The organism is Microbispora sp. H13382, assembly GCF_014161445.1.
GTDB lineage: Bacteria > Actinomycetota > Actinomycetes > Streptosporangiales > Streptosporangiaceae > Microbispora.
In genome coordinates this window covers 231,930-257,541 of the sequence record NZ_JABBXA010000012.1, presented here as the reverse complement: position 1 = coordinate 257,541, position 25,612 = coordinate 231,930, and the positions used below count along the sequence as shown (strand labels likewise).

Here is a 25,612-nt window from a genome sequence, read left to right as displayed (position 1 = left end):
CTCGTCCGGCCGCGTGCATTACAGACGTCACCAAGCGAGACCGACAAATCGCGAGGAGGACACGGGGTCTGTGTACATATGGGTCAGGTCCCGCCCGGTGACGTCCAAGCCCATTCTCACTGTGTACGTCAGCCAGTCGCCGGTCCCGCCCGCAGTAAATGCCCTGTGACATCAGAACCTGGTCGTGGCGTTGGTCTTGGCGATCCGGCGCACCTCGGCCGGGTCGATTCCGGTCACGCCGCGGAGATCGGTTCCGTATAAGAAGGCGCCAATGAGGTTGGCGTCATCCAGGTGGGCGTTGATGAGCTTCACGTCGGTGAGGTCGGCTCCGGTGAGGTCGGCGCCCGTCACGGTGGCACCGGTAAGATCGGAGCCACTCAGCACGGCGCCGTTCAGGTCGGCGCCGTCGAGTCGCACACGTCGCATGTCCGCCCCCTTGATGTGCGCCTCGCCCAGGTAGGCGTCGCGAAGGTCCGCCCCTGGCAGCGCGCCGCCTCCCGCGTAGGCCTCGATGAGTCGGGCACCGCGCAGGTCAGCGCCGTCCAGGTGGACGTTTCCGAGATGCGATTTCGTGAGGTCCGCCTGTTCGAGTCGGGCTTGCTCCAGACGTGCGCCCTCCAGATGAACGTCGGACATGCGCGCGTGGTTCAGGTCAGCCCGGCGAAGATCCAGACCGTTCAGATCGAGCCCATGCGCATCGAGCCCCTGCAGGTCCATCGACCACTTGTGGGCCGGATTCAGACGCCGTGCGAGGACGCTGAGCGCAGCGAGGACGTCGCTCTCGGGAACGGGTGCCGCCTCGCGCTTTCCCTGGGCGTACTTGCGAATGTGCTCACGAACGAAGGCAGACAAGACCTCGGCGATCGTCTCTCCATCTCGCGCGGAGTCTGTCGCCAGCCGTTCCAACGCATAGATCGCGCCAATGCGCGAATCAAGGGAATCCTTGTTTCCCAGTTGCTCGACGGATTTCGCGTATCGGTCTGTTATCTGTGCTTGTTGTATGGCTTCGAGAGTTCTCGCCGTATAGATCAATCCCAGGGCCGTGAACACGACACCGAGCACCACCGTGAGGGTACTCACCACCTGTAAGCGGCCCTGGACTTGCTGATACCGCAACTCCTCGCGGTCCTTCGGCGTTAGGGTGGCCACTTCTTCGGCCGTCAGAGCCGGAATCGAGGAGCGGCGCCGGAACGGCCCACGCCCGGCCGTGAACATGATTCGCTTCACACCCCTCATTCGGGTGTGGATGGGCAAGCCATTACAGGGTTCGAGTACGGCCCAAGATCCCCTACGGCTTCAAGCCGCCCACCCTATGTCGAATACGAGCTGTGCCGAGAGCGAGTCACCGCGTCGATAGCGTGTTGTGCCCCATGCATGCCTGGGACGACGGCAAGGGGCGCGCCCGAGAGCGGTTGCGCCAGTTCAGAGGGTGCGCGGGGGCGGGGTTCCAGCACGAGAAGCCGGTGATCCGCGGCCTGGGCAGCCGGTGACGCGCGTAGCCCGGGCCTGACGGGCACGCGGTAGATCTTCTCCGGGCGTTTGCCATACGGAACCCATGCTCGGATACATTTGTGCATGCGTTTTGTCCCTTTTGTCATGATTATTGCCGGTTTGGTGGCGGGTACCGTCTCGCCGGCATCGGCCATCACCCATGGCTCGGTCGATCATGCGGATCACCCGGAAGTTGGCGCCCTCATCGGCGACAAGCCGGAACGCGACGGCACCTGGGCGTACTGCACCGGCACTCTCATCTCGCCGACCGTCTTCCTCACGGCCGCCCACTGCGGACATGAGGGGCAGAAGACCGCACGGGTCTCCTTCGCCGGGCACTACCAGGCCGGAAACAAGCTCTACACCGGGCGCTACGTGCCCGACCCGCGCTACACCGGCAAGAGCGAACTTCACGACATGGCGGTCGTCGTCTTCTCCGACCCCGTCCCCGGCATCACGCCGGCCACGCTGCCTTCTCTGGGCCTGCTCGACCGGCTCGAGGCCGAGGGCACTCTGGAGACCGCGCGGTTCACCCCGGTCGGTTACGGCTCGGTGGACCCGACGAAGAAGGCGCACGGATGGCGGTTCCACTACACCGACACGCGCAGCCAAACGTCCATCTCCTTCAAACGCCTCCGCGGCAGGTGGCTCGAACTGTCGCCGAACCCCTCGCGCGAGGAAGGCGGGACCTGCTACGGCGACTCGGGAGGCCCCAACTATCTCGGCGGCTCCGACTCCAAGCTGCTCGTGGCCACGACGATCAGCGGGGTGGACGACGCCTGCCGGTTCACCAACCTCGACTACCGCCTGGACACGCCATCGGCCCGGAAGTTCCTCGGCGAGTACGTCGCGCTCCCCTGACGCCGCCAAATTGGGGTTATAGACATATGCCCCCACTGGGGGTATCAATGGGGCATGCCTAAGATCAACGTCTACCTGCCGGACGATCTCGCGGAGGCGGTCAAGGAGGCGGCGCTTCCGGTCTCCGCGATCTGCCAGCGCGCGCTGGAGCAGGCGGTCCGCCGGGTGGCCGCCATCCGGGAGAGCGTCCTCGGCGAATTCGAGATCGACGACCCCCGCCTGTCGCACTTCACGCCCAGGACCCGCGCGGTCCTCCGGCTGGGGCTGGAGCGGGCCAGGGCCGAGGACGCCTCCGGCATCGGCACCGAGCATCTGCTCGCCGCGATGCTGGCCGAGGGTCAGAACCTCGCCCTCCACGTCCTGCGCGCCATCGAGATCGAGCCCGCTCTGCTCGAACGCGACCTCGCGAGCCACCGGTCGTCCGCACCCGCCGGGGCGGTGGGTCCCGGGCAGGCCGGGGACGGGGGAGCGCGGGAGGACGGTCCGAGCCGCTTCGACACGGCGGCGGCCAACGCCCTCGAACTGGCGGTCACCGAGGCCCACGCGCTGGGGCACAACTACATCGGGTGCGAGCACCTGCTGCTCGGCCTGGTCACGGAGCCCGACGGGGTCGCCGGGCAGGTGCTGCGGGCCAGGGGCGCCGAGCCCCGCCTCACGCGGCGCGCGGTCACCGCCGCGCTCGCCGGCTACGTCCACCTACGGGCCCAGGGACAGGGCGCCTCTCAGGATATCGCTCAGAGCGCCACCCAGAACGTTCCGCAGAACGCCGCGCAGATCGTGGCGGCGGTCGTCCGGCAGGAGATCGCTCCGCTTCTGCGGCGCGTCGAGCGGCTCGAGCAGCACGCGGGCGTCGCCGCGCCCGCCGAGGACGGTGCCTCGTGACCGGACGCGTGCTGCTGGTCGCCACGGGCGACGTCATGGCGTACGCCCGCCGCACCCGCCGCCCCGGGCTCGCGACGGCCGCCGACCTGCTGGCGGCCCTGCCGGGCGACCTCGGCGTGGAGGTGGTGACCGAGGACGTCCAGGCCGAGCCGAGCTGGGACACCTCGCCCTCCACGATGCTGCGGCTGGCCCGGCGGGCCCGCTCGGCCCTGCTCGACGAGGGGTTCGACGGCGTGGTCGTCACCCACGGCCTGGACACGATCGAGGAGACGGCCTTTCTCGCGGACCTGCTCGCCGGGCCCGCCGCTACGCGCGGCGGCATCGTGCTGACCGGTGCCGTGCGCGGGCTGGACGAGCTGTCGAGCGACGGCCCGCGCAACCTGGCGTCGTCCCTGGTCGCCGCCGCCGATCCCGCTCTCCGCGGCGCCGGTGCGGTGGTCTGCGTCAACGACGAAGTGCACGCGGCCCGCTGGGTCACGATGACCGACGCGACGGGCGTGGCGGCCATGTCCTCCGCTCCCGCGCCGATCCTCGGCCGGGTGGTGGACGGGCGGGCCGAGCTGACGGCCACGCCGCCGCCACGGCCCCCGGCCGCGCGGGGGGAGCCCGAGACGCACGTCGCACTGGTCAAGACGTACCCGGAGATGGATCCCGTGCTCCTCACGGCCGTCGTGGACGCCGGCGCCAGGGGTGTCGTGCTGGAGGGCACCGGCGCCGGGAACGTCCCGGTCACCCTGTACGCGACCATCGGCGAACTGGCGGAGTGGGACATCCCCGTGGTGGTCGCCTCGCGGTGCCACACTCGGCCGGTCGCGCTGGAGGACCTGCCGCTGGGGCTGGGGCTGGCCGCGAAGGTCGGCGCCATCGGGGCGCGCGGGCTGGCCGCCGTGAAGGCCCGGTCCGCCCTGATGGTGGCGCTCGGCGGAGGCGGGCGGCAGGCCGTACGGGACTGGTTCGCCCGCCTCTGACCCGCTGTCATGCGTGGCCCTCGTTCACCGGTCCCGGCGCCATCTCCAGCTGTGCGGCTTCGTCGTACGGGCTGGGGGCGCGGCGGCTCCCGGCGTGCGCGGCCGTGGCGTCGGTGTTCGGCGGGCAGCCGGAGACCGGCAGGCACAGCACGAACATGGCGCCGCCGTACGGCGACTCGCCGGCCACGAGCGTGCCGCAGTGGGCGCGGGCGATGTCGCGGGCGATGGCCAGGCCGAGTCCGGTGCCTCCGTGGCCCCGGCTGCGTGCCGTGTCCGACCTCGCGAACCGCTCGAAGATCCGCTCTCGTTCGGGTGCCGGGACGCCCGGGCCGTCGTCGCCGACCCACAACTCGACGAAGCCCTCGTCACGCCGGAGCCCGATCTCGACCACGCTCCGGGCGTGCCGCTGCGCGTTGTCGAGCAGGTTGGTCAGCAGGCGGGCGAGGTGGCGCGGCGCGGCGTGCATCCTGACCCCGTCCGCCAGCTGAAGGCGCACGGGGATGCGGTCCGCCCGGCGGGCGACCTCGTCCCTGACCAGCGCCGAGACGTCCACGGGTTTGCGGTCGGGGGCGGTCGCCCCCACCTTCGCCAGCAGGAGCAGGTCGTCGATGATGACTTCCAGCCGCTCCACGTCGAGCAGCGCGTCCCGGAGCAGCGACCGCAGATCGGTCTCGTCGGGATGCAGTTGCGCCTCCTCGAGTTGCGTGCGCAGGCCGGCGAGCGGAGTGCGCAGTTCGTGTGAGGCGTCCGCGGCGAACTCGCGCTGCCGCCGCAACGCCCGCTCGGTGGTCAGCTTCGCCTGCTCGATGCGGGCGAGCGTGCTGTTCACGGTGCGGGCGAGCCGCGCGATCTCGTCGTCCCCGGTCGGTACGGGCACCCGGGTGTCCAGGTCGTGCACGTTGACGGCGGCCAGGTCGCTGCGGATCGCCTCCACGGGCCGCAGGGTGCGTCCGGCGACCTTCCAGGTGGCCCAGGCGGTGAGCAGCACGAGCGCGGCGACCTCCACGGTGAAGAGCAGGTCGAACATCGCGACGGGAGTGAAGCCGTCGATCGGACGTCCCGCGTAGACGACGGGGGAGTCGGGCCCGGGCGTCACCCGGAGCGCCGACAGGCGCAGGCAGCCGATCCCGTCGTGCGCACAGGCCTGCAGGTCCTGCATCGGATCCTGCTGAGACGGCCAGAAGGAGCTCATCGGAGGTATCCCCCGGGCGGCGGGCGACGCGGCGAGCACCCGCCGGTTCGGAGCCACCACCTGGACCAGACTGATCCCGGCCACCTGCGGAGTGATGATGTCCCGCAGATGGCCGGTGCGCCATGCGGCGGCCGTGAGCGCGGCCTCCTGCCGCGCGTCGAGCCAGACCGCGGTGGCGAACGCCTGCCTGGCCAGCACGCTGCCCAGGATCCCGGTGGGGATCAGCAGCAGGGTGGCGAGAGAGGTGACGAGGACGGTGATACGCCCTCGGATGGAATGAGGCCGGAACCACCGCAGTAACGCTGGGCCTCTGACGTTCATCGCCGTCCTCCTTGCGATGGCACTTCCCTGGGCACTCCGGGCGGGCGGCGGTATCCGTGTGATCGAGGTGGCCGTCCGGACGGCTCGCTGTGCCGGTTGTTTCGGGATGAGAGGCTCGCAACGGCAGGCGGAGTGGTCACTAGGGCGTTCTGCCTGGTCAGGCCGCTACTTGTCGGCTCCGCACCACGTTAGCACTAGACTTGAAGGTATCAAGTAAAGGAACTGTTCAAGTTGGTACTCTGCTTGGCGAGGAGTGGCGTATTTACCTGGGTGCCGGCGGGAACTCCCACGAAATCCTGATCGTTCCCACTGTGGTGGAGTGGCGCTCCCACTTGTGGGGGCACCGCTCCTCGGGCACCATCCCCACTAGGCCGCGCAGCGGCTGATCAGTGAGTCGCGTCCTGGAGGAAGCGAATGGAGAGTAAGAACCCCATATTCAGTCGGCGCGGGGCGGCTGGTCAGCAGGCGTGGGCCGGTCCGACGCCCAGCGTTCAGCAGCTGAACCAGATGTACGCCACGCCCTCGTACGCTCCCCCGGGAGCGCGGACCATGACGATCGACGACGTCGTGGTGCGCGGCTTCATGACCCTCGGCACGCTCGTCGTGTCGGCGGCCCTGGCCTGGTACTTCAACCTCGGCTGGGGGCTCGCGGCGCCGGCGATGATCGTGGGCCTGATCCTCGGGCTCATCGTGTCGTTCAAGCAGAGCACGAACCCCGCGCTGATCCTCGGCTACTCCGTGTGCTACGGCATCGCCATCGGTGTGCTGAGCCACATGTACGAGACCTTCTACAGCGGCATCGTCCTGCAGGCCGTGCTCGGCACGATGGTGGCCTTCGGCGGCACGCTCGCGGTGTACGCACTGAAGATCTTCCGGCCGACGCCGAAGTTCGCCAAGTTCGTGCTCGCCGCCGGGTTCGCCGCGGTCGGCCTGATGCTGATCAACTGGATCGCGAGCATCTTCGTCAGCGGTGGCCTCGGCCTGCGCACCGACAGCCCCATCGGCTGGATCTTCAGCGCCGCCATGATCCTGCTGGGCTGCTTCTTCCTGCTGCTCGACTTCAGTGAGATCGAGCAGGGGGTGCGTGCCGGCGTGCCGGAGCGCTACTCGTGGCTGATGGCGTTCGGCCTGACCCTGAGCCTCGTCTGGCTCTACCTGGAGATCCTCCGCTTCATCAGCTACTTCACGAGCAACGACTAGCCGTACGGGCGAAAGGGGCGCCGTTCCTTCGGGGGCGGCGCCTTTGTCGTGCTATAGCAGGATCCGGTGATCGGTACCGTAACTTTCGATCAACATCTTGTAACAAATCTATGCCGCTGAGGGCTTGTCAATCGCGGACCGGTGATGCATCGTGACACAAAGCCGCCTTTTCCGTGGAGGTGCCCATGTCGTTGAACCACTCACCGGAGACCCAGAACAAGCTGATCGCCCGTGTCCCGTCCATAACCGGGCGAGAACTCCCAGAGTGGTTCGAAGCCATCGACAACGGCCCGTCGTTCCTACGCTGTGACGAGCGGGCCAACTGGCTCGCCGACGAGCACGGGCTGAGCCACGGCTACGCCGCCGCGATCGTCCTCGAGCACGAGCGGCGCCGTCGCTTCTAGCGAACACCGGAGCGCGGGAGGGGGCAGTGCCTTCCCGTGCACACAGCACCAGCAGCGACCCGCCGAGCAGCAGCGCTCGGCTCTCAATCTCGAGCAGCACTGAGCACCTCGAGCATCAGTGAGCGCCCGCACCGGTCCGGTGCGGGCGCATCATTGTTCTATGGATCTCGACAAGGCGCGTGAGTTCGTCAGGAAGAACCACCGAGCGGTCATGCTGACCCGGTATCCGGACGGACGACCGCAGACCTCCCCGGTGACCGTCGGCTGCGATAAGGACGGCCATATCGTGATCAGCAGTCGCGAGACGGCCGTCAAGACCCGCAACCTGCGGGAGAACCCCCAGGTCGTGCTCACCGTGATGACCGACGCCTTCTACGGCGAGTGGATGCAGATCGAGGGCACCGCTCGGATCATCTCGCTGCCGGACGCGATGGAGCATCTGGTGCAGTACTACCGCGACATCAGCGGTGAGCACCCGGACTGGGACGACTACCGCGCCGTGATGATCCGGGACAAGCGCGTGATCATCCAGGTCGAACCCACCCGCGCCGGCCCCGACTACCACGGCTGACGTGGCGCCGGTCCCGGCGCGGGCCGGGACCGGCGTCAACCCCGTCGCTCAGGACAGCCGCTCCAGCACCATCGCCATACCCTGGCCGCCGCCGACGCACATGGTCTCCAGCCCGATCGACTTGTCGTGGAACCGGAGGCTGTTGACCAGCGTGGAGGTGATGCGGGCACCGGTCATGCCGAACGGGTGGCCCACCGCGATCGCCCCACCGTTGACGTTGAGCCGCTCGACGTCGATGCCCAACTCCTGGTAGGAGGGGATCACCTGGGCGGCGAACGCCTCGTTGATCTCGACCAGGTCGACGTCGCCGATCGACATGCCCGCGCGGGCGAGGGCCTGCCGCGACGCCTCGATCGGGCCCAGCCCCATGATCTCGGGGGACAGGCCGGTGACACCGGTCGACACGATCCGGGCGAGCGGCGTGATGCCCAGCTCGGCGGCCTTGGTGTCGCTCATGACGATCACCGCGGCGGCGCCGTCGTTCAGCGGGCAGCAGTTGCCCGCCGTCACCGTGCCGTCCGGCCGGAAGACCGGCTTGAGCTGCGAGACCGCCTCGTACGTCGTGCCGGCCCTGGGGCCGTCGTCCTTGCTCACCACGGTGCCGTCAGGGAGCGTCACCGGGGTGATGTCGCTCTCCCAGAAACCGTTCGCGATCGCCTTCTCCGCGAGGTTCTGCGAGCGCACGCCGAACTCGTCCTGCTCACGCCGCGAGACGCCCTTCAGCGCCGCGACGTTCTCGGCCGTCTGGCCCATGGCGATGTAGACGTCCGGCAGCACGCCGTCCTCGCGCGGGTCGTGCCACACGGGGGCCCCGCCCTTCGCGGTCTCCTCCGTCCGCGCCTTCGCCTCGTCGAACAGCGGGTTCTGCGCCTGCGGCATGTCGGAGCTGCCGTGCGCGAAGCGGGAGACCGTCTCCACGCCGGCCGAGATGAAAACGTCGCCCTCGCCCGCCTTGATGGCGTGGAACGCCATCCGGGTCGTCTGCAGGGAGGAGGAACAGTAACGGGTCACGGTGGTGCCCGGCACGTTGTCGAGCCCGAGCAGCACGGACACCACGCGCCCCAGATTGTGGCCCTGCTCGCCGCCGGGGAGCCCACAGCCCAGCATGAGGTCGTCAACGTCGTTCGGGTCGAGCTGCGGCACCTTCGCCAGTGCGGCGCGGATCATCTGCGTGGTCAGGTCGTCCGGGCGGATGTCCTTGAGTGACCCCTTGAAGGCGCGGCCGATCGGTGACCGCGCGGTCGCCACGATGACTGCCTCGGGCATGTGACTCTCCTGCCTGATCTCGGGCCCCTCCACCCAGGGTTCGGGGGGCCTCCTCCCCGGAGGTTACCCTTCGGTACGCCGCCCGCCACGCCCCGGACCCCACTCACCAGAACTTTGTACTAATGCACAGTGTTTCCCGCTTCGCTCGTCGGGGCGCTCACTCCCGGCGGGGTCGTGCCGGAGGCGCGCCAGGGGCACAGCCCTTGTCGCGCTTGGTCGCTTCGCTCCCGCGCGCTCCTCAGTCCAGACCGGCGGCGCGCCCCTCCGGCTCGCTCGGTGTTTCCCGCTTCGCCGTCGGGCCGCTCGGCAATCAGCCGTACATGCCGGGGGTGGTGGCGGTGCCGTCGTTGACGGCGTGGAGGGCGCCCTTCTCGTCGCGCCACAGGCGCCAGCCGTTCTGGCCGCCGGTGAACCAGGAGGGCGGAGCGGATGAGGAGTCCCTGCGCTTGCCCGTGGCCAGGTCGAACTCGCACAGCGCCGCGATCGAGTAGAACCCCGGGGTCATGCCGCGCAGCGGCAGCGGCTTCGGGTCGGTCACGCAGAACGACCACCCGGTCGCGCCGCTCACCGGGGTCGGCTCGCCGGTGCTGAGGTCGAAGACCGAGCCGGGCGCGTCGCGCTTGAGGAAGCCGAGCTTGTTCATCTCGGGCGGGAAGGCCAGCCACCAGCCGGTGCCGGGGACCTGCGTGGGCGTGATCTGCCCCAGGACCCGTCCGGTCTCGGCGTCGAGCCGGGCGAACCCGCCGTACTGGCCCTGCTCGTCGACCGGCCGGACGACCGGCGCGTACGCCGGGTTGCCGCTGGGGTAGACGCGGACGACGGACGGCCGCATCCAGTCGACGGCACCGTCGGTGAGACGCGCGGAGAACAGGCCGAACGTCGAGGTCTCCTTGGTCTGGGGGTTGGTGTACGGCGCGACGTATCCGATGATCTTGTCGCCCGTCGCGCCGAAGGCCCAGCCTCCGCTCAGGTCGACGCCCGGGCCGAGGGCCTGCTCGATCGGCAGCTGCCAGACGGTCTTGCCGTCCTTGATCGTGCGGGCCTCCAGCACCGGGTGGGAGGCGAGTCTGAGCAGTACGACCTTGGTCGTGTCGGACCACTCGACCTCGGCGATGCCGGGCAGGCGCCACTTCACGGCGCCGTCACGGGGGTCGAGGACCACGACGCGGGCGGACGAGAGCGCGGTGTCCTCGGAGACGCAGACGTACGGCCCGCAGCGCTGCGGCCCGAAGGTGGACCGCACGGGCCTGACCCACTTCTGCTGTCCGGTGCGGGCGTCCCTGGCCACCAGCGTGGCGCCCTTGCGGTCGGCGGCGGGGTCGAGCGCGACCACCGCGGCCTGCCCGCCGCCGGTCTCCACGGTCGCGGGAGCCTGCACTCCCATGCCGGGGAGGCGTCCCACCATCGTCGCGGGGTGCGCCCACAGCCGGCGGCCGGTCGCGAGGTCGAGCGCGACGGTCTCCAGGGAGCCGTCGGGCCGCATCGAGGTGGCCGCCGCGACGCCGCCTCCCGTGGTGGCCCGGCTGACCGCGTTCACCTGCGTGTTGTGCCAGGCCGGGTAGTCCTTGGCGGCCTCGTCGCCGCCGGAGCAGCCGGTGAGGGCGCCGCCGGTCAGCAGGGCGGTCGCGGCGAGGGCCAGAGCGGGTTTCACGTGGTTCACCTGGGGCCGGATCATTTCGCTCCTACAGGGGGTGATGGCCCGGCCGCGGTAGGTGACCGGCCTTAGGCGTTCGGAAGCGGCCCGGGTCTCCGGCGGAGCAGCGCCGCCCACCGTCCGTGGGGGCCGACAGCCCGGCCGGCGACACGGGTCGCGGTGACCTCGGTGCCGGGTTCCTCCACGGCCATTGCGGCCAAGAGGTATTGCGATCCTTCGACGCGCACGGGTTCCGGCTCGGGCCACAACCCCAACGCGGCGCATACAGACGGTAGCACTGCGTACGCGGCTTGTAGGTAGCCTCGGGCAGATGGATGAAAACGATCAGGCCCGAACATCTCGGCCGGGTTCGCGTCGAATTCGGGTCCGAGCAGGTCGGCGAACGCCACGGTCCGCCCGCCCGCCTCGATGACGGCGACCGTCTGGGCCGCGGCGAGCTGCCGCGACCAGCGCCGGGTGACCCACCGGAGCGGCTGCGCGAGCGGGCGTACGGTGCCCAGGTCGGGACAGGTCCCCACGACCACCTCCACGCCGGCCTCGCGCAGCCGGCGCACCGTCTTCTGCAGGTGCCGTACGGCCCGGGCAGGCAGGGTGGCCGTGGTCACGTCGTTGGCCCCCACGAAGACGACCGCGATCTCCGGCCGGTCCTCCAGCGCGCGGTCCACTTGGACGCCGAGGTCCACCGACGCCGCGCCCGACTGGCCGACCACGGTGAGGCGCACCGGGCGCTCCGCCACCGCCGCGAGGCCGTACGCGATCCGGACGGCCGGGGTGTCCTCGGGACGGGTCATGCCGAGGCCGACCGAGGTGGAGTCGCCGAGCACGGCCATCCGGATGGGCTCTCCGGGAAAGGCGCCGTACACGCCGTCGGCCCGAGGGCCGTCGAGGCCGTGCGGCTGTCCAACGATCCGCCGGGCCACGATGGCCTCGGCCATCAGCAGGCCGTACGTCACGGCTCCCAGGGCCGTGAGCCCGCCTCCGCCCACGGCGGCGGCGGTGGCGATGCGGCGGGCGGCACGCACCGCGCCGGACGTCCGGATCACCCGTCCTCCCCATGCTCACGGTACGGTTTGAGGGAGAAATTAGCCGAGTTCCGGCCACCCCTATCGGAACCCCGGCTGACGGCAGGCTGACAAGCTTCGGCAAACAAGGTGGTCATCGCGGTGCGCGTACACGACTCGCTGGTGGAGCTGATGGGCAACACCCCGCTCGTCCGGCTGCGCAAGGTCACGGCGGGCGCGCCCGCCCAGGTCCTCGCGAAGGTGGAGTACTTCAACCCCGGCGGTTCGGTGAAGGACCGGATCGCGGTGCGGATGATCGAGGCGGCCGAACGGAGCGGCGAGCTCAAGCCCGGCGGCACGATCGTCGAGCCGACCTCCGGCAACACCGGCGTGGGTCTGGCCATCGTGGCGCAGGAGAAGGGCTACCGCTGCCTGTTCGTCTGCCCGGACAAGGTCGCCCAGGACAAGATCAACGTGCTGCGCGCGTACGGCGCGGAGGTCGTGGTCTGCCCGACCGCCGTCTCACCCGACCACCCCGACTCGTACTACTCGGTGTCGGACCGGCTGGCCCGTGAGATCCCGAACGCCTGGAAGCCCGACCAGTACTCCAACCCCGAGAACCCGGCGAGCCACTACCACTCGACCGGCCCGGAGATCTGGGAGCAGACCGAGGGCAGGATCACGCACTTCGTCGCCGGAATCGGCACCGGCGGCACGATCAGCGGGACCGGGAAGTACCTCAAGGAGGTCTCCGGCGGCCGGGTGAAGGTCATCGGCGCCGACCCGATCGGCTCGGTCTACTCCGGCGGCACCGGCCGTCCGTACCTCGTCGAGGGCGTGGGGGAGGACATCTGGCCCGCCACGTACGACACCGCGATCTGCGACGAGATCATCGCGGTCTCCGACAAGGACTCGTTCGGCATGACGCGCAGGCTCGCCCGCGAGGAGGCACTGCTCGTCGGCGGCTCGTGCGGCATGGCCGTGGTGGCGGCCGTGCGGGTGGCCCAGGCGGCCGGGCCCGACGACGTCGTGGTCGTGCTGCTGCCGGACGGCGGCCGCGGCTACCTGTCGAAGATCTTCAACGACGAGTGGATGGCCGACTACGGCTTCCTCACCACGACGAGTGAGGAGGGCCTGGTCGGCGACGTGCTGGGACGCAAGACGCCGGGGCTGCCCGAGTTCGTCCACGTCCACCCGCACGAGTCGGTCGGCACCGCCATCTCGATCATGCGGGAGTACAACGTCTCCCAGCTTCCGGTCATGAAGGAGGAGCCGCCGGTCATGGCGGCCGAGGTCATCGGCTCGATCGTGGAGCGCGACCTGCTGGAGGGCCTCTACCGCGGCCGGGTGCGGTCCGAGGACGAGATCGGCGGCCACATGTCCGCGCCGCTGCCCATGATCGGGTCCGGTGAGCCGGTGGCCCGGGCGGTCGAGGCGCTGGAGAAGGCCGACGCCGCCGTGGTGCTGGACGACGGCAAGCCGGTGGGCATGGTCACCCGTCAGGACCTGCTGGCCTTCCTCGCCAACCACTGACCCGACCACTGACCCGACCACTGACCCGACCACTGACCCGACCACTGACCCAACCACTGGGCCGACGACTGGGCCGACGACTGGGTCGGCCACAGCCCGTCCGCCGGGACCAGGCGGGCCGGGCGGCTACGCTCGACGCCATGAACCATGGTTTCGAGACGCTCGCCATCCACGCAGGCCAGGAGGCGGACCCGCACACGGGCGCCGTCGTTCCTCCCATATACGCCGTGTCCACCTACAAGCAGGACGGCGTGGGCGGCCTGCGGGCGGGATACGAGTACAGCCGGTCGGCCAACCCGACCAGGACCGCCCTCGAGGAGGCGCTGGCCGCCGTCGAGGGCGGTGTGCGCGGGCTGGCCTTCGCGTCGGGCCTCGCCGCCGAGGACACGCTGCTGCGCACCGTCTGCAAGCCCGGCGACCACGTGGTGATCCCCGACGACGCGTACGGCGGCACCTACCGGCTGTTCTCCCGGGTGCTCCAGGAATGGGGGGTCACCTTCGACCCGGTCCCGCTCGGCGACCTCGACGCGGTGCGCGCCGCCGTACGGCCGGAGACGAAGGCGATCTGGGTGGAGACGCCCACCAATCCCCTGCTGAACGTCGCGGACATCGCCGCGCTGGCGAACGTCGCGCACGACGGGAGCGCGGTGCTCGTGGTGGACAACACCTTCGCCTCGCCCTACCTGCAGCAGCCGCTCAGCCTGGGCGCGGACGTCGTGGTCCACTCGACGACCAAGTACGTCGGCGGCCACTCCGACGTGGTCGGCGGCGCGCTGGTGACCCGGTCCGCCGACCTCGGCGAGCGGCTGGCCTACCACCAGAACGCGATGGGCGCGGTGGCCGGGCCGTTCGACGCCTGGCTCACGCTGCGCGGCCTCAAGACGCTGGGCGTGCGGATGGACCGGCACTGCGACAACGCCGAGCGCGTTGTCGACCTGCTGCTGTCGCACCCGAAGGTCGTCCAGGTGCTCTATCCGGGCCTGCCCGAGCACCCCGGCCACGAGGTCGCAGCCAAGCAGATGCGGCGTTTCGGCGGGATGGTGTCGTTCCGCGTCGAGGGCGGCGAGGAGGCCGCCGTCGAGATCTGCAACCGCGCCAAGCTGTTCACACTCGGGGAGTCCCTCGGCGGCGTCGAGTCGCTGATCGAGCACCCCGGCCGGATGACCCACGCGTCGGCCGCCGGGTCGCCGCTGGAGGTCCCCGCGGACCTGGTCCGTCTGTCGGTCGGCATCGAGACCGTCGACGACCTCCTGGCCGACCTCTCCGAGGCCCTCGGCTGAGGTCTCGGCGCCCGCTCCGCGCCCTGTCTACTGGGCGCTCCGCGCCCTGTCTACTGGGCGCTCCGCGCCGGGGCCGCGGGCTCCGGCGCGGAGCGGCGGGCGGGAGCCACCCACCGTTCGCACAGCAGGGCGGCGAGGGCCGAGGCCGTCAGCAGGGCGCCGGCCACGGTCACGCTGCGGACGCCGGAGTGATCGATGAGCGCGCCGCCGAGCAGCGAGCCGCCCGCGATGCCGATGTTGAAGGCCGAGCCACTGCCGGCCGAGGCGATGTCGGTGCTGCCCGGGGCCACCTGCAGCGCGCGGCTCGCGATGGCCGCGGCCAGCGCGCTGAACGACATGCCGGTGACGCACAGGGCCACCACCGCCACCGGACGCACGGCGCCGAAGGCATACAAACCCAGCAGCGCGCACGTGATGAGGGCCAGCGGCCCGACCAGAGCGGTCCTGGGCCGGCTGTCGAGCAGCCGGCCGACCACGATCGTCCCCGTGACTCCCGCGATCCCGGACGCGAGGAGCAGCGGGCTGAGCGCGGCCGGGGCGAACCCGCCGAACTCCAGCAGGAACGGCGTGATGTAGGTGTACGCGGTCAGGTAGCCGCCCACCCCGATGACGGTGGCGACGATCAGGAGCGCGTAGCGGCGGGCGTCCGGGGTCGCGCCGCGGCCCGGCTCGTGGCCGTCGGAGCCGCCGTCCGCCTGCCGGCGGCCGGGCATCAGCGCCGCCACAGTGAGGCACGTGATCAGGCCGACGGCGGCGGCCAGGGCGAACGCGGCCCGCCAGCCGACCTGCTGGCCGAGCCAGGTGCCGGCCGGGACGCCGAGGACGGGCCCGAGGGCGCTGCCGATCGACATCCGGGCGATCGCGCGTCCCCGGATCTCCGGGGGGAACATCGCCGCCGCGGCCGGGGTCGCGACCGACCAGAACAGCGCCTGGGTGGCCGCGACCAGCAGCCGGGCGGCCAGCAGCGTCGGATAGTTCGGCGCCACGGCGGTCAGCAGCATCCCCGCGACGAACACGGCCAGCGTGGCGGTGAGCAACCTGCGCCGCGGCACCCGCTGCGTCAGCCGGGTGAGCGGCAGCGAGGCCAGCACCACGACCGCGGCGTACCCCGTGACGAGCAGGCCCGTCTCGGACGGCGACCGGTCCAGGTCGGCCGCCATCACCGTGAGCAGCCCGATGGGCAGGACCTCGGCGGTGACGTAGGTGAAGGCGCCGACGGCGAGGGCGACCAGCGCCCACGCCGCACGGCGTTGCGTCGTAAGGTGCACTAGCCCCTCTTTCCCCCGATTCCGGCCAAAGACGTTCTACCGGACATTCGGCGAAAAGAGGGAATGCTTATGACGGGTTGAAGAAGACCATCAGGAAGAGGACGACGAGCCAGATCAGGGCGCTGATGCCGGCCAGCGCCGCGATCCGCCCGGTCTGCACCTTCGCGTCGTCCGCCGTCGACTCGCTGGACAGCGCCGCGATGGCCGTACGCTGGTCACGCTCGACGATCACCAGCAGGACGGCCCCGACGACGAACAACGTCATCGACACCGACAGGTACGGCGCGCCGAGCGCGCTGCGGCCCAGCAACAGGCCGAACAGGAAGACCCCGATCGTGAGCAGGCCGAACAGCCGGGTCGCGCGGTGCAGGTATCGCAGCACGCTCAGATCGCGCGCCCGGATGTAGCGCGGGGTGACGCTCGTGACCGCCGTGAGCGGACCGAGCGCGAAGATCGCGAACCCTATGTGCAGCCACAGCAGCAGGTGGTCGAGAGGCGACATGGGCAGAGGCTATCGCCTGACTGATCGGCCCCGCAGTCGCCCGGACGCGCTCGTCGTGGGCGCGTCGGACGCCGGGGCGCCAAGGAGCTACTTCCGGCGACGGGGGCGGTTGTGCACCGCCATCTCGAACAGCACCGTAGTGACGACCATGAGGACGACGAGGCCGACCGCTGCGAACATGGGAGCGCTCCTTCCACTGGCATGTGGAACGACCAGCGCGAACAGGGGATGCCTGTCTATCGTCCGCCGATTGCAACCCGGTCGGCAATCGATTATCGATTCCCCGGGCCGCGGCCGTCCGTCTCCCCGCTCACGCCCGACGCCCGGTGCTTTCCCGGTCCCCGTCAGTCCTGCGGCCCCGGGACGCGCCCCGGGGCCGCGCCGATGTGCTTAGCCATGCCCGGCCGGCAGGCGGCGAACCGCCTACCGGTCCGTCTTCTGCCCAAGGAGCGGGAACCCGGCCTTCTGCCCGAGGAGCGGGAACCCGGCGCGGCGTGCGGACGGCCCCACGATCAGCGGGTGCGGCGGGCGCGCAGGAAATCGCTGACGACGTACTCGCCGAGGCGGTCGGCGCTGGCGGAGAAGACGCGGCCGCCGTTGCGCCGGGCGACCTCGTCCACGAACTCCCGCAGCCGGTCGTCGGCGGCCAGCATGAAGACGTTGATCGTCGCGCGCCGCCTGGTCATCTTGTCGACCTCGGCGAGCGTCAGCGTCAGCGTCTCCTGTGACGGAGGCCACTCGAAGCGCGGCACGCCGTTGCGCATCAGGTGCGCCGTCGGCTCGCCGTCGGTGACCACCAGGACCACCGGCTCGAAGTCCGGGTGGCGGTCGAGGTGCCGGCCCGCGATCAGCAGCGCGTGGTGCAGGTTCGTGCCCTGGACCATGTCCCATTCGAGCCCGGCCAGCTCGTCGGGCCGCAGCACCCGGGCGTAGTTCGAGAACCCGATGATCTGCACCGCGTCCTGGGGGAACTTCGAGGCGACCAGCGCCTGCAGGGCGAGCGCGGTCTGCTTGGCCGCGGCCCAGGTGCCACGCAGGGCCATCGAGTAGGACAGGTCGACCAGCAGGCAGACGGCCGCCGCCGAGCGCCGCTCGGTCTCCACGACCTCGAAGTCGTCCACCGACAGGGTCACGGGCGCGCCCCCGCCCCGCCGTACGCCGTTGACGACCGTACGGACGACGTCGATGGGCTGCTCGTCGCCGAAGCGCCATGGGCGGGTCGAGCCGGTCGGCTCCCCGGCCGTGCCCGCGTCGCGCTGGTCGTGGTCGCCGCGGCGGCCCGAGTCGAGCGAGGCGAAGACGCGGCGCAGGGCGGTCTCCCCGAGGCGGCGTACGGCCTTGGGCGTGAGCTCCAGTTTGCCGCGGTTGCGCCGCAGGTAGCCCTGGGCCTCCAGCTCGCGCTCGACCTGCCGCAGCGCGTCCAGGTCGTCCACGGCCGAGCGGCCGAGCGCCCGCCGGATCGCGGCCTCGTCGATGTCGTCGAGCCGGGCGCCGGGGTAGTCCTGGCGCAGCGCGGTCTCCAGGTCGCCGAGGTCGGCCAGCTCCTGCAGGGCCGTCACGGCGTCGCCCATGCCCATCGGCTGCTCGCCGGACACCCGTTCGGGGGCGCCCCAGGCGAGGTCGGGACGGCGGGCGTAGAGAGAGTCGCCGAGACGCCGCATCTGCTCGGCCAGGCCCGCCTGCTCCAGCGTCTGGTCGATCAGCCCGGCCAGTTCCTCGCGCTGCTGCGGGGTGAGCGAGGCGAGCAGCCGCTGCGCGGCGGCGGCACGGCGGGCGAGCTGGTCGACCAGGTCGTCCAGGTTCCGCGGGTTCTCGGGGAACATGTCCCCGTATTTCTGCATGAACTGGTCGAAGTCGTCCTGGGTGTGCTCGCCCCTGGCGTCGCGGTCCAGCATGTCGTTGAGGTCCGACATCATCTGCCGGACCCGTTCCATGGCGGCCGGGTCGGGGTTGGCCAGCGCGTCGCGCATGCCGCGGAACTGGCTGTCGAGGACCTCCCTGCGCAGCAGGTCGCGCAGCTCCTCGAACGTCTGCCGGGCGGCGGCCGAGCGCCAGTCGTAGTCGGCCAGCTCCTGTACCGCCCGCGCCGCGTCCGAGGGGAGCGCGTCGAGCGCCGACTCGCGGAAACGCGCGTCGTCGGAGGGGTCCGGGAACAGCTCCGCCCGCTCCTGGCCGATCGCCTTGTCGAGCAGGGCGCGCACGCGCTCCAGCGTGCCGTCGAGCCGGGTGTTGTCCCGCAGATCGCGGCGGCGCCGCCGCACCTGGCGGAGCAGGTCGTCCAGGCCGCGGCGGTCGGGAGCTCCCGGCAACCCGCGCCGCAGCAGGTCGCGCAGCGCGTCGAGCGGCGTCGAGCCGGACAGGACGGCATCGCCCATCTCGTCCAGCGCCGAACGCACGTCGTACGGCGGAGCCAGCGGATCCGGCCCGTCGTGGTACTCCCGGTAGAAGTAGCTCACGTCCGGTACACCGCGGCGCCGTCGGTCTCGTCCTTGGACAGCCTGCGCATCAGGTAGAGCCCTTCCAGCGTGAACTCCAGCGCCGCGGCGGCGTGGCCGGGCGACTCGTCGCCCTCGCCCATGCCGAGCCGTGCCATGATCTTCGACAGGCCCTCGACGCGGCCGATCCTGCGCAGCAGCTCGTGGGCCGGCACCAGCTCGCCCGACTCCACCTGCGCGCCCTCGCCGAACCTGTCCAGCAGCGGCGCGAGGTCGGCGCCGCCGAGCGAGGCGCGGAACGTCTCGGCCGTCGCGCGGCGCAGCAGGTGGGCGAGCACCTCGATCTCCCGCCCCTCCTCGCTGACCTCGAACTCCACCTTGCCGCGCAGCGTGTGGACCACGCCGGGCAGGTCGCACACGCGGGTGACGGGCCGCTCCTCCCCGGTCAGCGCGGCCCGCCGTACGGCGGAGGCGGCGGCGGTCTCGGCGGCGGCGATCGAGAAGCGGGCAGACACGCCCGAGCGGGAGTCGACCGCGGTCGACTCGCGAACCAGGCGGGTGAACCGGGCGATCACCTCCACCAGGTGGTCGGGCAGGTCCGCGCCGAGGCCGCCGAGGTCGGCCTCCTGCCGGATCAGGACCAGCTCGTCCTCGACCGCGCGGGGGTAATGGGTGCGGATCTCCGCGCCGAACCGGTCCTTCAGCGGGGTGATGATCCGGCCGCGGTTGGTGTAGTCCTCGGGGTTGGCGCTGGCGATCAGCAGGATGTCGAGGGGGAGCCGCAGGTTGTAGCCGCGGACCTGGATGTCGCGCTCCTCCAGCACGTTGAGCAGCGCCACCTGGATGCGCTCGGCCAGGTCGGGCAGCTCGTTGACGGAGAAGACGCCCCGGTTGGTCCGGGGAACCAGGCCGTAGTGGACGGTTTCGGGGTCGCCGAGCGTGCGGCCCTCGGCGATCTTGATGGGGTCGACGTCGCCGATGAGGTCGCCGACCGAGGTGTCCGGGGTGGCCAGCTTCTCGCCGTACCGGTCCTCGCGGTGCTTCCACGCGACCGGCAGGTCGTCGCCGTGCGCGGCGGCGAGCCGGCGGCACCGGACGCAGACCGGCGCGTACGGGTGGTCGTTGATCTCACAGCCCTCGACCACCGGCGACCACTCGTCGAGCAGGCCGGTGACGGTGCGGATCAGGCGGGTCTTGCCCTGGCCGCGCTCGCCGAGGAGCACGAGGTCGTGGCCCGCGATCAGCGCCCTCTCCAGGTGGGGCAGGACCGTGTCGTCGAAGCCGACGATGCCGGGGAACCGGGCCTCGCCGGCCCGCAGCCGGGCCAGGAGGTTCTCCCTGATCTCGGCCTTGACCGTTCGGTATCGGTGTCCACTCTCGCGCAGTTCACGCAGAGTGCTGGGGGCAGGCGTGGGCGATTTGTGCACGGAGTCGAGCCTACGTCCCCATCGGATGATCCGGCAGCCGAGTTTGCGGAGACACGGTTCAGGAGACACGGCTCAGGGGAACACGGCACGGAGACGCGACCAATTGCCCGGGCGGCCCGTGCGTTGACCTCCGTCCAGTGGGGAGAATCGGCCCAGGGAAACAGTCGCGGAGGAAGAGAGGGCGAGACTATGGCGGTAATGACGAGCCGCTTCGCCGACGGTCTCGCCGTGGGCCCAAACCTGGTGGAAGCGGCCGAGACGGCCGTACGCCAGGCGTTGGCCGGCCTGTCGGGTCCGCCAGACCTTGTGTGCTTCTTCATCTGCGGTGACGACCCCGACGACGTGGCCAGAGCCGGCCAGCGGGCGATGTCCGTCGCGTCCGGGGCCGACGTGATCGGCTGCAGCGCGACCGGCGTGATCGGGCACGGCCAGGGCGTGGAGCTGACCTCCGCCGTGAGCGCGTGGGCGGCGTCCCTCGGCGGGGCCAGGATCGACACCTTCGCCCTGGAGACGCTCCGGACGGAGGACAGGTTCGTGGTCGTGGGGCTGCCGGAGCGCGTCCCCGACGACCGGGCGGCGATCCTGCTCGCCGACCCCTACAGCTTCCCCACGGACGCCTTCATCGAGCACTCGCACGAGGTGCTGGGCACCCTGCCGATCGTCGGCGGCCTGGCCAACGGGCTCCAGGGCCGCGGCTCGGTGCGGTTGTTCGCCAACGGGGAGGTCCACGACTCCGGCGCGATCGGCGTGGTCATCGGCGGCCAGGTGAACGTCGGCACCGTCGTGAGCCAGGGCTGCCGGCCGATCGGGCCGTCCATGGTCGTCACCCGCGCCGAGGACAACGTGTTGCTGGAACTCGCGGGCCAGCCCGCCCTGGCGCGCCTGGAGGACATCGTCAGCGCCCTCGACGAGGAGGACCGCGACCTGGTCGCCGCCGGCTTACAGATCGGCATCGCGATGGACGAGTACGCCGAGCGCCACGAGCGCGGCGACTTCCTCATCCGCGGGGTCATCGGGATCGACCCCGAGCGCGAGGCGGTGGCCGTCGGCGACGTGATCGAGATCGGCAGGACGGTGCGGTTCCAGGTCAGGGACGCCGAGGCCGCCGACGAGGACCTCTACGAGCTGCTCGACGAGCACCTGCGGGAGCATTCCGGCCGGGTCGAGGGAGCGCTGCTGTTCTCCTGCAACGGCCGGGGCTCGGGCATGTTCGACTCGGCCGACCACGACGCGCTCGCCGTACGCGAGACGCTGGGGCCGATCGGGGTGGCGGGGTTCTTCGCCGCGGGCGAGGTCGGGCCGGTCGGCGGGCACAACCACGTCCACGGCTTCACCGCGTCGCTGCTCGTCTTCTCCAGCGGCACGGAACTGTCCAGCGGCACGGGCTTCTCCGGCGGGACGGGCTTTTCCGGCGGGTTCCCCGGCGGCACGGGGTTCCCCGGCGGTACGGGCTTCCCCGGGGACGCGGGAGCGGGCGCGTGAGCGACCTCATCCTGGCCGTCGACATCGGCGGCACGAAGTTCGCGGCCGGCCTGGTGGATCCGGACGGGCGGGTCGTGGCCGCCGAGCGGGTCGCCACCCCGCAGGGCGCCGACGCCGAGACGCTGTGGAAGACGCTGACCGCGCTGCTCGACCGGCTGGACCTGCCCGCCGCGCTCGCCGGCGTGGGCGTCGGCTGCGGCGGGCCCATGATCTGGCCCGAGGGGGAGGTCTCGCCCCTCAACATGGGCGGCTGGCGCGGTTTCCCGCTGCGCGGGAGGCTGGCCGGGCGGTTCCCCGGGGTTCCGGTCCGCATCCACAACGACGCGATCTGCCTGGCCGTCGCGGAGCACTGGCGCGGCGCCGGGCAGGGGAGTGCGGCCATGCTGGGGATGGTCGTGTCGACCGGCGTCGGCGGCGGGCTGATCCTCGGCGGCAGGCTCATCGACGGCGGGACAGGCAACGCGGGTCACATCGGCCATGTGGTGGTCGACCCCGAAGGCCCGCCGTGCGGCTGCGGCGGCAACGGCTGCCTGGAGGCGATCGCCCGCGGCCCCGGCCTCGCCGCCTGGGCGCTGGCACAGGGCTGGTCGCCGGACGCCGCGGTCACGCGTGGGGAGCTCTACCAGGAGGAGGGCACCGCCACCGCGCGCCGTCTGGCCGCCGACGCCGCGGCCGGCGATCCGATCGCGCTGGCCGCGATGGCCCGGGCGGGGCGCGCCCTGGGCGTCGCGATCGCCTCCGCCGTCAACCTGTGCGACCTCGACCTCGTGACCGTCGGCGGCGGGCTCAGCCAGGCGGGCGACCTGCTTTTCGCGCCACTGGAGGAGGCGCTGCGGGAGCACACCCGCATGGGGTTCGCCGGGCGGGCGCGGGTCGTGCCCGCCGCGCTCGGCCAGGACGCCGGACTCGTCGGCGCCGCCGCGCTCGTGGCGGCCGGCGACAGGTACTGGTCGCCGGAGCGTTGAGAGTGCCGGAACCTGTGATGATGGGCACATGGCTGTCCCACAGGTGACGTACGAGGACGTCGTCGCCGCACGCGAGTCGCTGTCGGACGTGGCGGCGCTGACGCCCGTTCTGCATTCACGGGTGCTGTCCGAGATCGTCGGCGGCTCGGTGCATCTGAAGTGCGAGAACCTCCAGCGGGCCGGGTCGTTCAAGATCCGCGGGGCGTACGTGCGGATCGCGCGCCTGAGTGAGGAGGAGCGGGCCCGGGGCGTGGTCGCGGCCAGCGCGGGCAACCACGCGCAGGGCGTGGCGCTGGGATCGTCGCTGGTCGGGGCCAAGTCGACCGTCTACATGCCCGAGGGCGCGCCGTTGCCGAAGGTGGAGGCCACCCGGGCGTACGGCGCGGACGTGGTCTTCGCGGGGCACACGGTCGACGAGGCGCTGCGGGCGGCCAGGGAGCACGCGGACCGGACCGGTGCGGTGTTCATCCACCCGTTCGACCACCCCGACGTCGTCGCCGGGCAGGGCACGGTCGGCCTGGAGATCCTGGAGCAGCTTCCCGGCACGGCCACGATCGTGCTGCCCATCGGCGGCGGGGGTCTCGCGGCCGGGGTCGCGCTCGCGGTGAAGTCCCAGCGCCCGGGGATCAAGGTGGTGGGCGTGCAGGCCGAGCGGGCCGCCGCCTACCCCGACTCGCTGGCCGCGGGCCGTCCGGTCATGGTCGAGCCCACGTCCACGATGGCGGACGGGATAGCGGTCGGGCGGCCGGGCGAACTGCCGTTCGAGCTGATCCACTACCTGGTCGACAGCGTCGTCACGGTGTCGGAGGAGTCGCTGTCGCGAGCCCTGCTGCTGTGCCTCGAACGCGCGAAGCTGCTGGTGGAGCCGGCCGGGGTGGCGGGGGTCGCGGCGCTGCTCGACCAGCCGCACGCGTTCGAGCCGCCGGTCGTCGTCGTGCTGTCGGGCGGCAACATCGATCCGCTGCTGCTGGCCAGGGTGCTGCGGCACGGCCTCGCGGCGGCGGGCCGCTACCTCGCCTTCCGCATCCGGCTGACCGACCGTCCCGGGGCGCTCGCCGCGCTGCTGGCCCGGCTGGCCGACCTCGGGACCAACGTGCTCGACGTGGTGCACGAGCGGTTCGGCTCCCGGTTGCACCTGGAGGAGGCCGAGGTCCTGCTGCAGCTGGAGACCCGCGGCCCCGCGCACTGCGACGAGGTGCTGAGCGCGCTGCGGCGGGACGGCTACAAGCTGCTGTTCTCCTGATCGGGCCGCGGCGGCCAGGGGCCGAACCTGAGGCCGGGCGACGCCGTGGACATCGGCTGGAATCTCGCGGTCCATCGGCCGGCCGGGTGACCGGAGTGGAGCGAGGGCCGTCCCCCGGTGTGGACGGTCAGGTGACCGGGGCGGGACGCTTCGGCTGGAACAGCCAGGCGTCGAACAATCCCTTGAGGTCCTTGCCCGAGACGCGCTCGGCCAGCGCGACGAACTCCTGCGTGGTGACGTTGCCGTGCCTGTGGGCGTCGGCCCACGCCCTGATCAGCGGGAAGAACTTCTGGTCGCCGATCTCCCGGCGCAGCGCGTGCAGCGTCATGGCGCCGCGGTTGTAGACGGCGGCGCTGAACAGGTCGTCGGCGCGGGCCGCGCCCGGGGGATAGGTCCACATCGGGTCCGCCGCGTTCTCGTAGTAGCGCCGGAAGGCCGAATCGGCCGTGTACTGGCCGGTGTGCTCCGCCCAGAGCCATTCGGCGTACGTCGCGAAGCCCTCGTTCAGCCACAGGTCCCGCCAGCGCCCGATGCTCAGGCTGTCGCCGAACCACTGGTGGGCGAGCTCGTGCGCGATGATCGCGGGCTCGGGCGAGAAGCCGCCGTAGATGGGCTTGGTCTGGTTCTCCAGCGCGTACCCCGCCGCGTAGTCGTCGATCACGCCGCCGGTGGAGGAGAAGGGGTACGGCCCGAAGACGGTCGACCAGTAGTCGGTGATCTTCCCGGTCTGCGTGAAGAGGGTGTCCAGCGAGCCGCGGAAGGAGTCGGCGACGGCGGCGTAGATCGGCAGGCCCTTCTCGCTCGTGCCGGTGCGGACCTGGAACTTGCCGGTCGTCATCGTGGCGAGGTAGCTCGCCATCGGGTGCTTCTCCCGCCAGACGAACGTCGTCTTGCCCGCAGCGGTCCGCGGCGTCCCGGCCATCTCGCCGTTGGCGATCGCGGTCAGCCCTTCGGGCACGGTGATCTGGAAGTCGTAGGTCGCCTTGTCGGCGGGATGGTCGTTCGACGGGAACCAGGTCTTCGCGCCGTTCGGCTCGCACGTGACGAACGCCCCGTCCGGGGTGGCGATGAAGCCGTACCGGCCGAGGTTGGCGGAGTCGTGCATCGGTTCCGGCACGCCGGAGTAGTCGACCGTGACCGCGAACCCGTCGCCGTTCCGGATCCGCCGGGCCGGCTCGATCACGAGCTCGTCCTTGCTGCGGCTGAACGAGGCCGCCGCGCCGTCCACCGACACGCGGCTCACGGTGAGCCCGTGCAGGTCCAGGTCGAACGACGTGAGGTCCTGCACGGCCTTCGCCTCGATCGTGGCGCTGCCCGCGAGTTTCCTGGACGACGGGTCGTACGACAGGCGGAGGTCGTAGTGCCGGACGTCGTAGCCGCCGTTGCCGTCGCCGGGGAAGTCGGGGTCGCCGATGCCGGGGGCGCCCAGCGTGCCGGTCGACTGGCCCACACCCGCTGACGCGGGGGCGGCCGCGGCCGGGGACGGCGCGACCGCGCCCTGGGACGGCGCGCAGGCCGCGGCGGCTCCGACGGCCACCGCGCAGATCAGGGCGGTGATCGGCCTGCCGGTCGGCGTCCTGGTCGGCCTGGAGAACGGAGGAAGACGATGCGTGGCCATATGTCTGGCAACTCTATGCGAGGCGGCGAGGTGGTCCGGGTACTGACG

The 25,612-nt window shown here is 71.3% G+C and carries 21 protein-coding genes; 11 read left to right on the top strand and 10 right to left on the bottom strand.

Translation table 11 applies throughout. The features are described from left to right. Positions 1-171: 171 nt before the first annotated feature. Positions 172-1,227 (bottom strand): pentapeptide repeat-containing protein, encoded by a 1,056-nt coding sequence (locus HHX41_RS41930; protein ID WP_182907830.1) that lies wholly within the window; start codon positions 1,225-1,227, stop codon positions 172-174. Positions 1,228-1,614: 387 nt separating this feature from the next. Between HHX41_RS41930 and HHX41_RS24260 the strand changes: the two genes are divergently transcribed. From HHX41_RS24260 to HHX41_RS24250, 3 genes are read left to right on the top strand one after another with little or no spacing between them, the layout of a single operon-like run. Further along, on the top strand, positions 1,615-2,352 hold the full coding sequence (locus HHX41_RS24260; RefSeq protein WP_182907829.1) for a trypsin-like serine protease: 738 nt from the start codon (positions 1,615-1,617) through the stop codon (positions 2,350-2,352). A 54-nt stretch (positions 2,353-2,406) separates the two neighbouring features. Beyond that, the gene (locus HHX41_RS24255) at positions 2,407-3,234 is read left to right on the top strand and encodes a Clp protease N-terminal domain-containing protein (protein WP_182907828.1); all 828 of its coding nucleotides are present in this window, start codon (positions 2,407-2,409) and stop codon (positions 3,232-3,234) included. Then, positions 3,231-4,202 (top strand): asparaginase, encoded by a 972-nt coding sequence (locus HHX41_RS24250; protein WP_182907827.1) that lies wholly within the window; start codon positions 3,231-3,233, stop codon positions 4,200-4,202. The genes HHX41_RS24255 and HHX41_RS24250 overlap by 4 nt, the downstream gene beginning before the upstream one ends. Before the next feature lie 7 nt (positions 4,203-4,209). Here the strand turns inward: HHX41_RS24250 and HHX41_RS24245 are convergent, their stop codons facing one another. Further along, positions 4,210-5,715, bottom strand: a complete 1,506-nt coding sequence (locus HHX41_RS24245; RefSeq protein ID WP_182907826.1) for a cell wall metabolism sensor histidine kinase WalK — start codon at positions 5,713-5,715, stop codon at positions 4,210-4,212. 414 nt (positions 5,716-6,129) lie between these two features. Here HHX41_RS24245 and HHX41_RS24240 point away from each other — a divergent pair, with 414 nt between their 5' ends. From HHX41_RS24240 to HHX41_RS24230, 3 genes are all read left to right on the top strand, one after another. Next, complete coding sequence (locus HHX41_RS24240) at positions 6,130-6,915, top strand: Bax inhibitor-1/YccA family protein (protein ID WP_182907825.1); 786 nt, start codon at positions 6,130-6,132, stop codon at positions 6,913-6,915. A gap of 185 nt (positions 6,916-7,100) precedes the next feature. Next, the gene (locus HHX41_RS24235) at positions 7,101-7,319 is read left to right on the top strand and encodes a DUF4287 domain-containing protein (RefSeq protein WP_169983440.1); all 219 of its coding nucleotides are present in this window, start codon (positions 7,101-7,103) and stop codon (positions 7,317-7,319) included. Between the two features lie 160 nt (positions 7,320-7,479). Beyond that, entirely contained in the window at positions 7,480-7,890 is a 411-nt protein-coding gene (locus HHX41_RS24230) for a PPOX class F420-dependent oxidoreductase (RefSeq protein ID WP_169983439.1), read from the top strand. A gap of 48 nt (positions 7,891-7,938) precedes the next feature. On the opposite strand, the gene HHX41_RS24225 is transcribed toward HHX41_RS24230, so the two are convergent. The 3 genes from HHX41_RS24225 to HHX41_RS24215 form a co-directional block, all read right to left on the bottom strand. After that, positions 7,939-9,156: an acetyl-CoA C-acetyltransferase gene (locus tag HHX41_RS24225; protein ID WP_169983438.1), complete on the bottom strand. Its 1,218-nt coding sequence runs from the start codon at positions 9,154-9,156 to the stop codon at positions 7,939-7,941. A 310-nt stretch (positions 9,157-9,466) separates the two neighbouring features. Then, positions 9,467-10,807 carry a PQQ-binding-like beta-propeller repeat protein gene (locus HHX41_RS24220; RefSeq protein ID WP_310742151.1) on the bottom strand — a complete coding sequence of 447 codons (1,341 nt, stop codon included), beginning with the start codon at positions 10,805-10,807 and terminating at the stop codon, positions 9,467-9,469. Positions 10,808-10,878: 71 nt separating this feature from the next. Then, positions 10,879-11,853: an SGNH/GDSL hydrolase family protein gene (locus tag HHX41_RS24215; RefSeq protein WP_169983436.1), complete on the bottom strand. Its 975-nt coding sequence runs from the start codon at positions 11,851-11,853 to the stop codon at positions 10,879-10,881. A gap of 120 nt (positions 11,854-11,973) precedes the next feature. On the opposite strand from HHX41_RS24215, the gene HHX41_RS24210 reads away from it, so the two are divergent. Together HHX41_RS24210 and HHX41_RS24205 are read left to right on the top strand one after the other, a co-directional pair. Then, positions 11,974-13,344 (top strand): cystathionine beta-synthase, encoded by a 1,371-nt coding sequence (locus HHX41_RS24210; RefSeq protein WP_182907823.1) that lies wholly within the window; start codon positions 11,974-11,976, stop codon positions 13,342-13,344. Positions 13,345-13,484: 140 nt separating this feature from the next. Continuing rightward, a complete protein-coding gene (locus HHX41_RS24205; protein WP_169983434.1) occupies positions 13,485-14,624 on the top strand; it encodes a cystathionine gamma-synthase in 1,140 nt (379 codons plus the stop codon). A 50-nt stretch (positions 14,625-14,674) separates the two neighbouring features. Here the strand turns inward: HHX41_RS24205 and HHX41_RS24200 are convergent, their stop codons facing one another. The 4 genes from HHX41_RS24200 to HHX41_RS24185 form a co-directional block, all read right to left on the bottom strand. After that, positions 14,675-15,892 carry an MFS transporter gene (locus HHX41_RS24200; RefSeq protein WP_182907822.1) on the bottom strand — a complete coding sequence of 406 codons (1,218 nt, stop codon included), beginning with the start codon at positions 15,890-15,892 and terminating at the stop codon, positions 14,675-14,677. Between the two features lie 67 nt (positions 15,893-15,959). Then, positions 15,960-16,394, bottom strand: coding sequence for a hypothetical protein (locus tag HHX41_RS24195; protein ID WP_169983432.1), 435 nt, complete (start codon positions 16,392-16,394; stop codon positions 15,960-15,962). 512 nt (positions 16,395-16,906) lie between these two features. Then, on the bottom strand, positions 16,907-18,850 hold the full coding sequence (locus HHX41_RS24190; RefSeq protein WP_182907821.1) for a VWA domain-containing protein: 1,944 nt from the start codon (positions 18,848-18,850) through the stop codon (positions 16,907-16,909). Then, complete coding sequence (locus HHX41_RS24185; RefSeq protein ID WP_182907820.1) at positions 18,847-20,256, bottom strand: sigma 54-interacting transcriptional regulator; 1,410 nt, start codon at positions 20,254-20,256, stop codon at positions 18,847-18,849. Before HHX41_RS24185 ends, HHX41_RS24190 begins: the two co-directional genes overlap by 4 nt. 198 nt (positions 20,257-20,454) lie before the next feature. Here HHX41_RS24185 and HHX41_RS24180 point away from each other — a divergent pair, with 198 nt between their 5' ends. The 3 genes from HHX41_RS24180 to ilvA are packed head-to-tail and all read left to right on the top strand — an operon-like array spanning position 20,455 to position 23,946. Next, positions 20,455-21,738 carry an FIST N-terminal domain-containing protein gene (locus HHX41_RS24180; RefSeq protein ID WP_182907819.1) on the top strand — a complete coding sequence of 428 codons (1,284 nt, stop codon included), beginning with the start codon at positions 20,455-20,457 and terminating at the stop codon, positions 21,736-21,738. After that, complete coding sequence (locus HHX41_RS24175; RefSeq protein ID WP_182907818.1) at positions 21,735-22,703, top strand: ROK family protein; 969 nt, start codon at positions 21,735-21,737, stop codon at positions 22,701-22,703. The genes HHX41_RS24180 and HHX41_RS24175 overlap by 4 nt, the downstream gene beginning before the upstream one ends. Before the next feature lie 28 nt (positions 22,704-22,731). Continuing rightward, the gene (ilvA, locus tag HHX41_RS24170) at positions 22,732-23,946 is read left to right on the top strand and encodes a threonine ammonia-lyase (RefSeq protein WP_169983427.1); all 1,215 of its coding nucleotides are present in this window, start codon (positions 22,732-22,734) and stop codon (positions 23,944-23,946) included. 127 nt (positions 23,947-24,073) lie between these two features. Here ilvA and HHX41_RS24165 read toward each other — a convergent pair whose 3' ends face one another. After that, positions 24,074-25,564: a M1 family metallopeptidase gene (locus HHX41_RS24165; protein ID WP_182907817.1), complete on the bottom strand. Its 1,491-nt coding sequence runs from the start codon at positions 25,562-25,564 to the stop codon at positions 24,074-24,076. Between the last annotated feature and the right edge of the window lie 48 nt (positions 25,565-25,612).

Excerpts from the sequence above, each read along its gene's own strand:
- HHX41_RS24255 (WP_182907828.1), top strand. The coding sequence starts at position 2,407 with ATGCCTAAGATCAACGTCTACCTGCCGGACGATCTCGCGGAGGCGGTC.
- HHX41_RS24245 (WP_182907826.1), bottom strand. The coding sequence starts at position 5,715 with ATGAACGTCAGAGGCCCAGCGTTACTGCGGTGGTTCCGGCCTCATTCC.
- HHX41_RS24240 (WP_182907825.1), top strand. The coding sequence starts at position 6,130 with ATGGAGAGTAAGAACCCCATATTCAGTCGGCGCGGGGCGGCTGGTCAG.
- HHX41_RS24235 (WP_169983440.1), top strand. The coding sequence starts at position 7,101 with ATGTCGTTGAACCACTCACCGGAGACCCAGAACAAGCTGATCGCCCGT.
- HHX41_RS24230 (WP_169983439.1), top strand. The coding sequence starts at position 7,480 with ATGGATCTCGACAAGGCGCGTGAGTTCGTCAGGAAGAACCACCGAGCG.
- HHX41_RS24225 (WP_169983438.1), bottom strand. The coding sequence starts at position 9,156 with ATGCCCGAGGCAGTCATCGTGGCGACCGCGCGGTCACCGATCGGCCGC.
- HHX41_RS24205 (WP_169983434.1), top strand. The coding sequence starts at position 13,485 with ATGAACCATGGTTTCGAGACGCTCGCCATCCACGCAGGCCAGGAGGCG.
- HHX41_RS24195 (WP_169983432.1), bottom strand. The coding sequence starts at position 16,394 with ATGTCGCCTCTCGACCACCTGCTGCTGTGGCTGCACATAGGGTTCGCG.
- HHX41_RS24180 (WP_182907819.1), top strand. The coding sequence starts at position 20,455 with ATGACGAGCCGCTTCGCCGACGGTCTCGCCGTGGGCCCAAACCTGGTG.
- ilvA (WP_169983427.1), top strand. The coding sequence starts at position 22,732 with ATGGCTGTCCCACAGGTGACGTACGAGGACGTCGTCGCCGCACGCGAG.
- HHX41_RS24165 (WP_182907817.1), bottom strand. The coding sequence starts at position 25,564 with ATGGCCACGCATCGTCTTCCTCCGTTCTCCAGGCCGACCAGGACGCCG.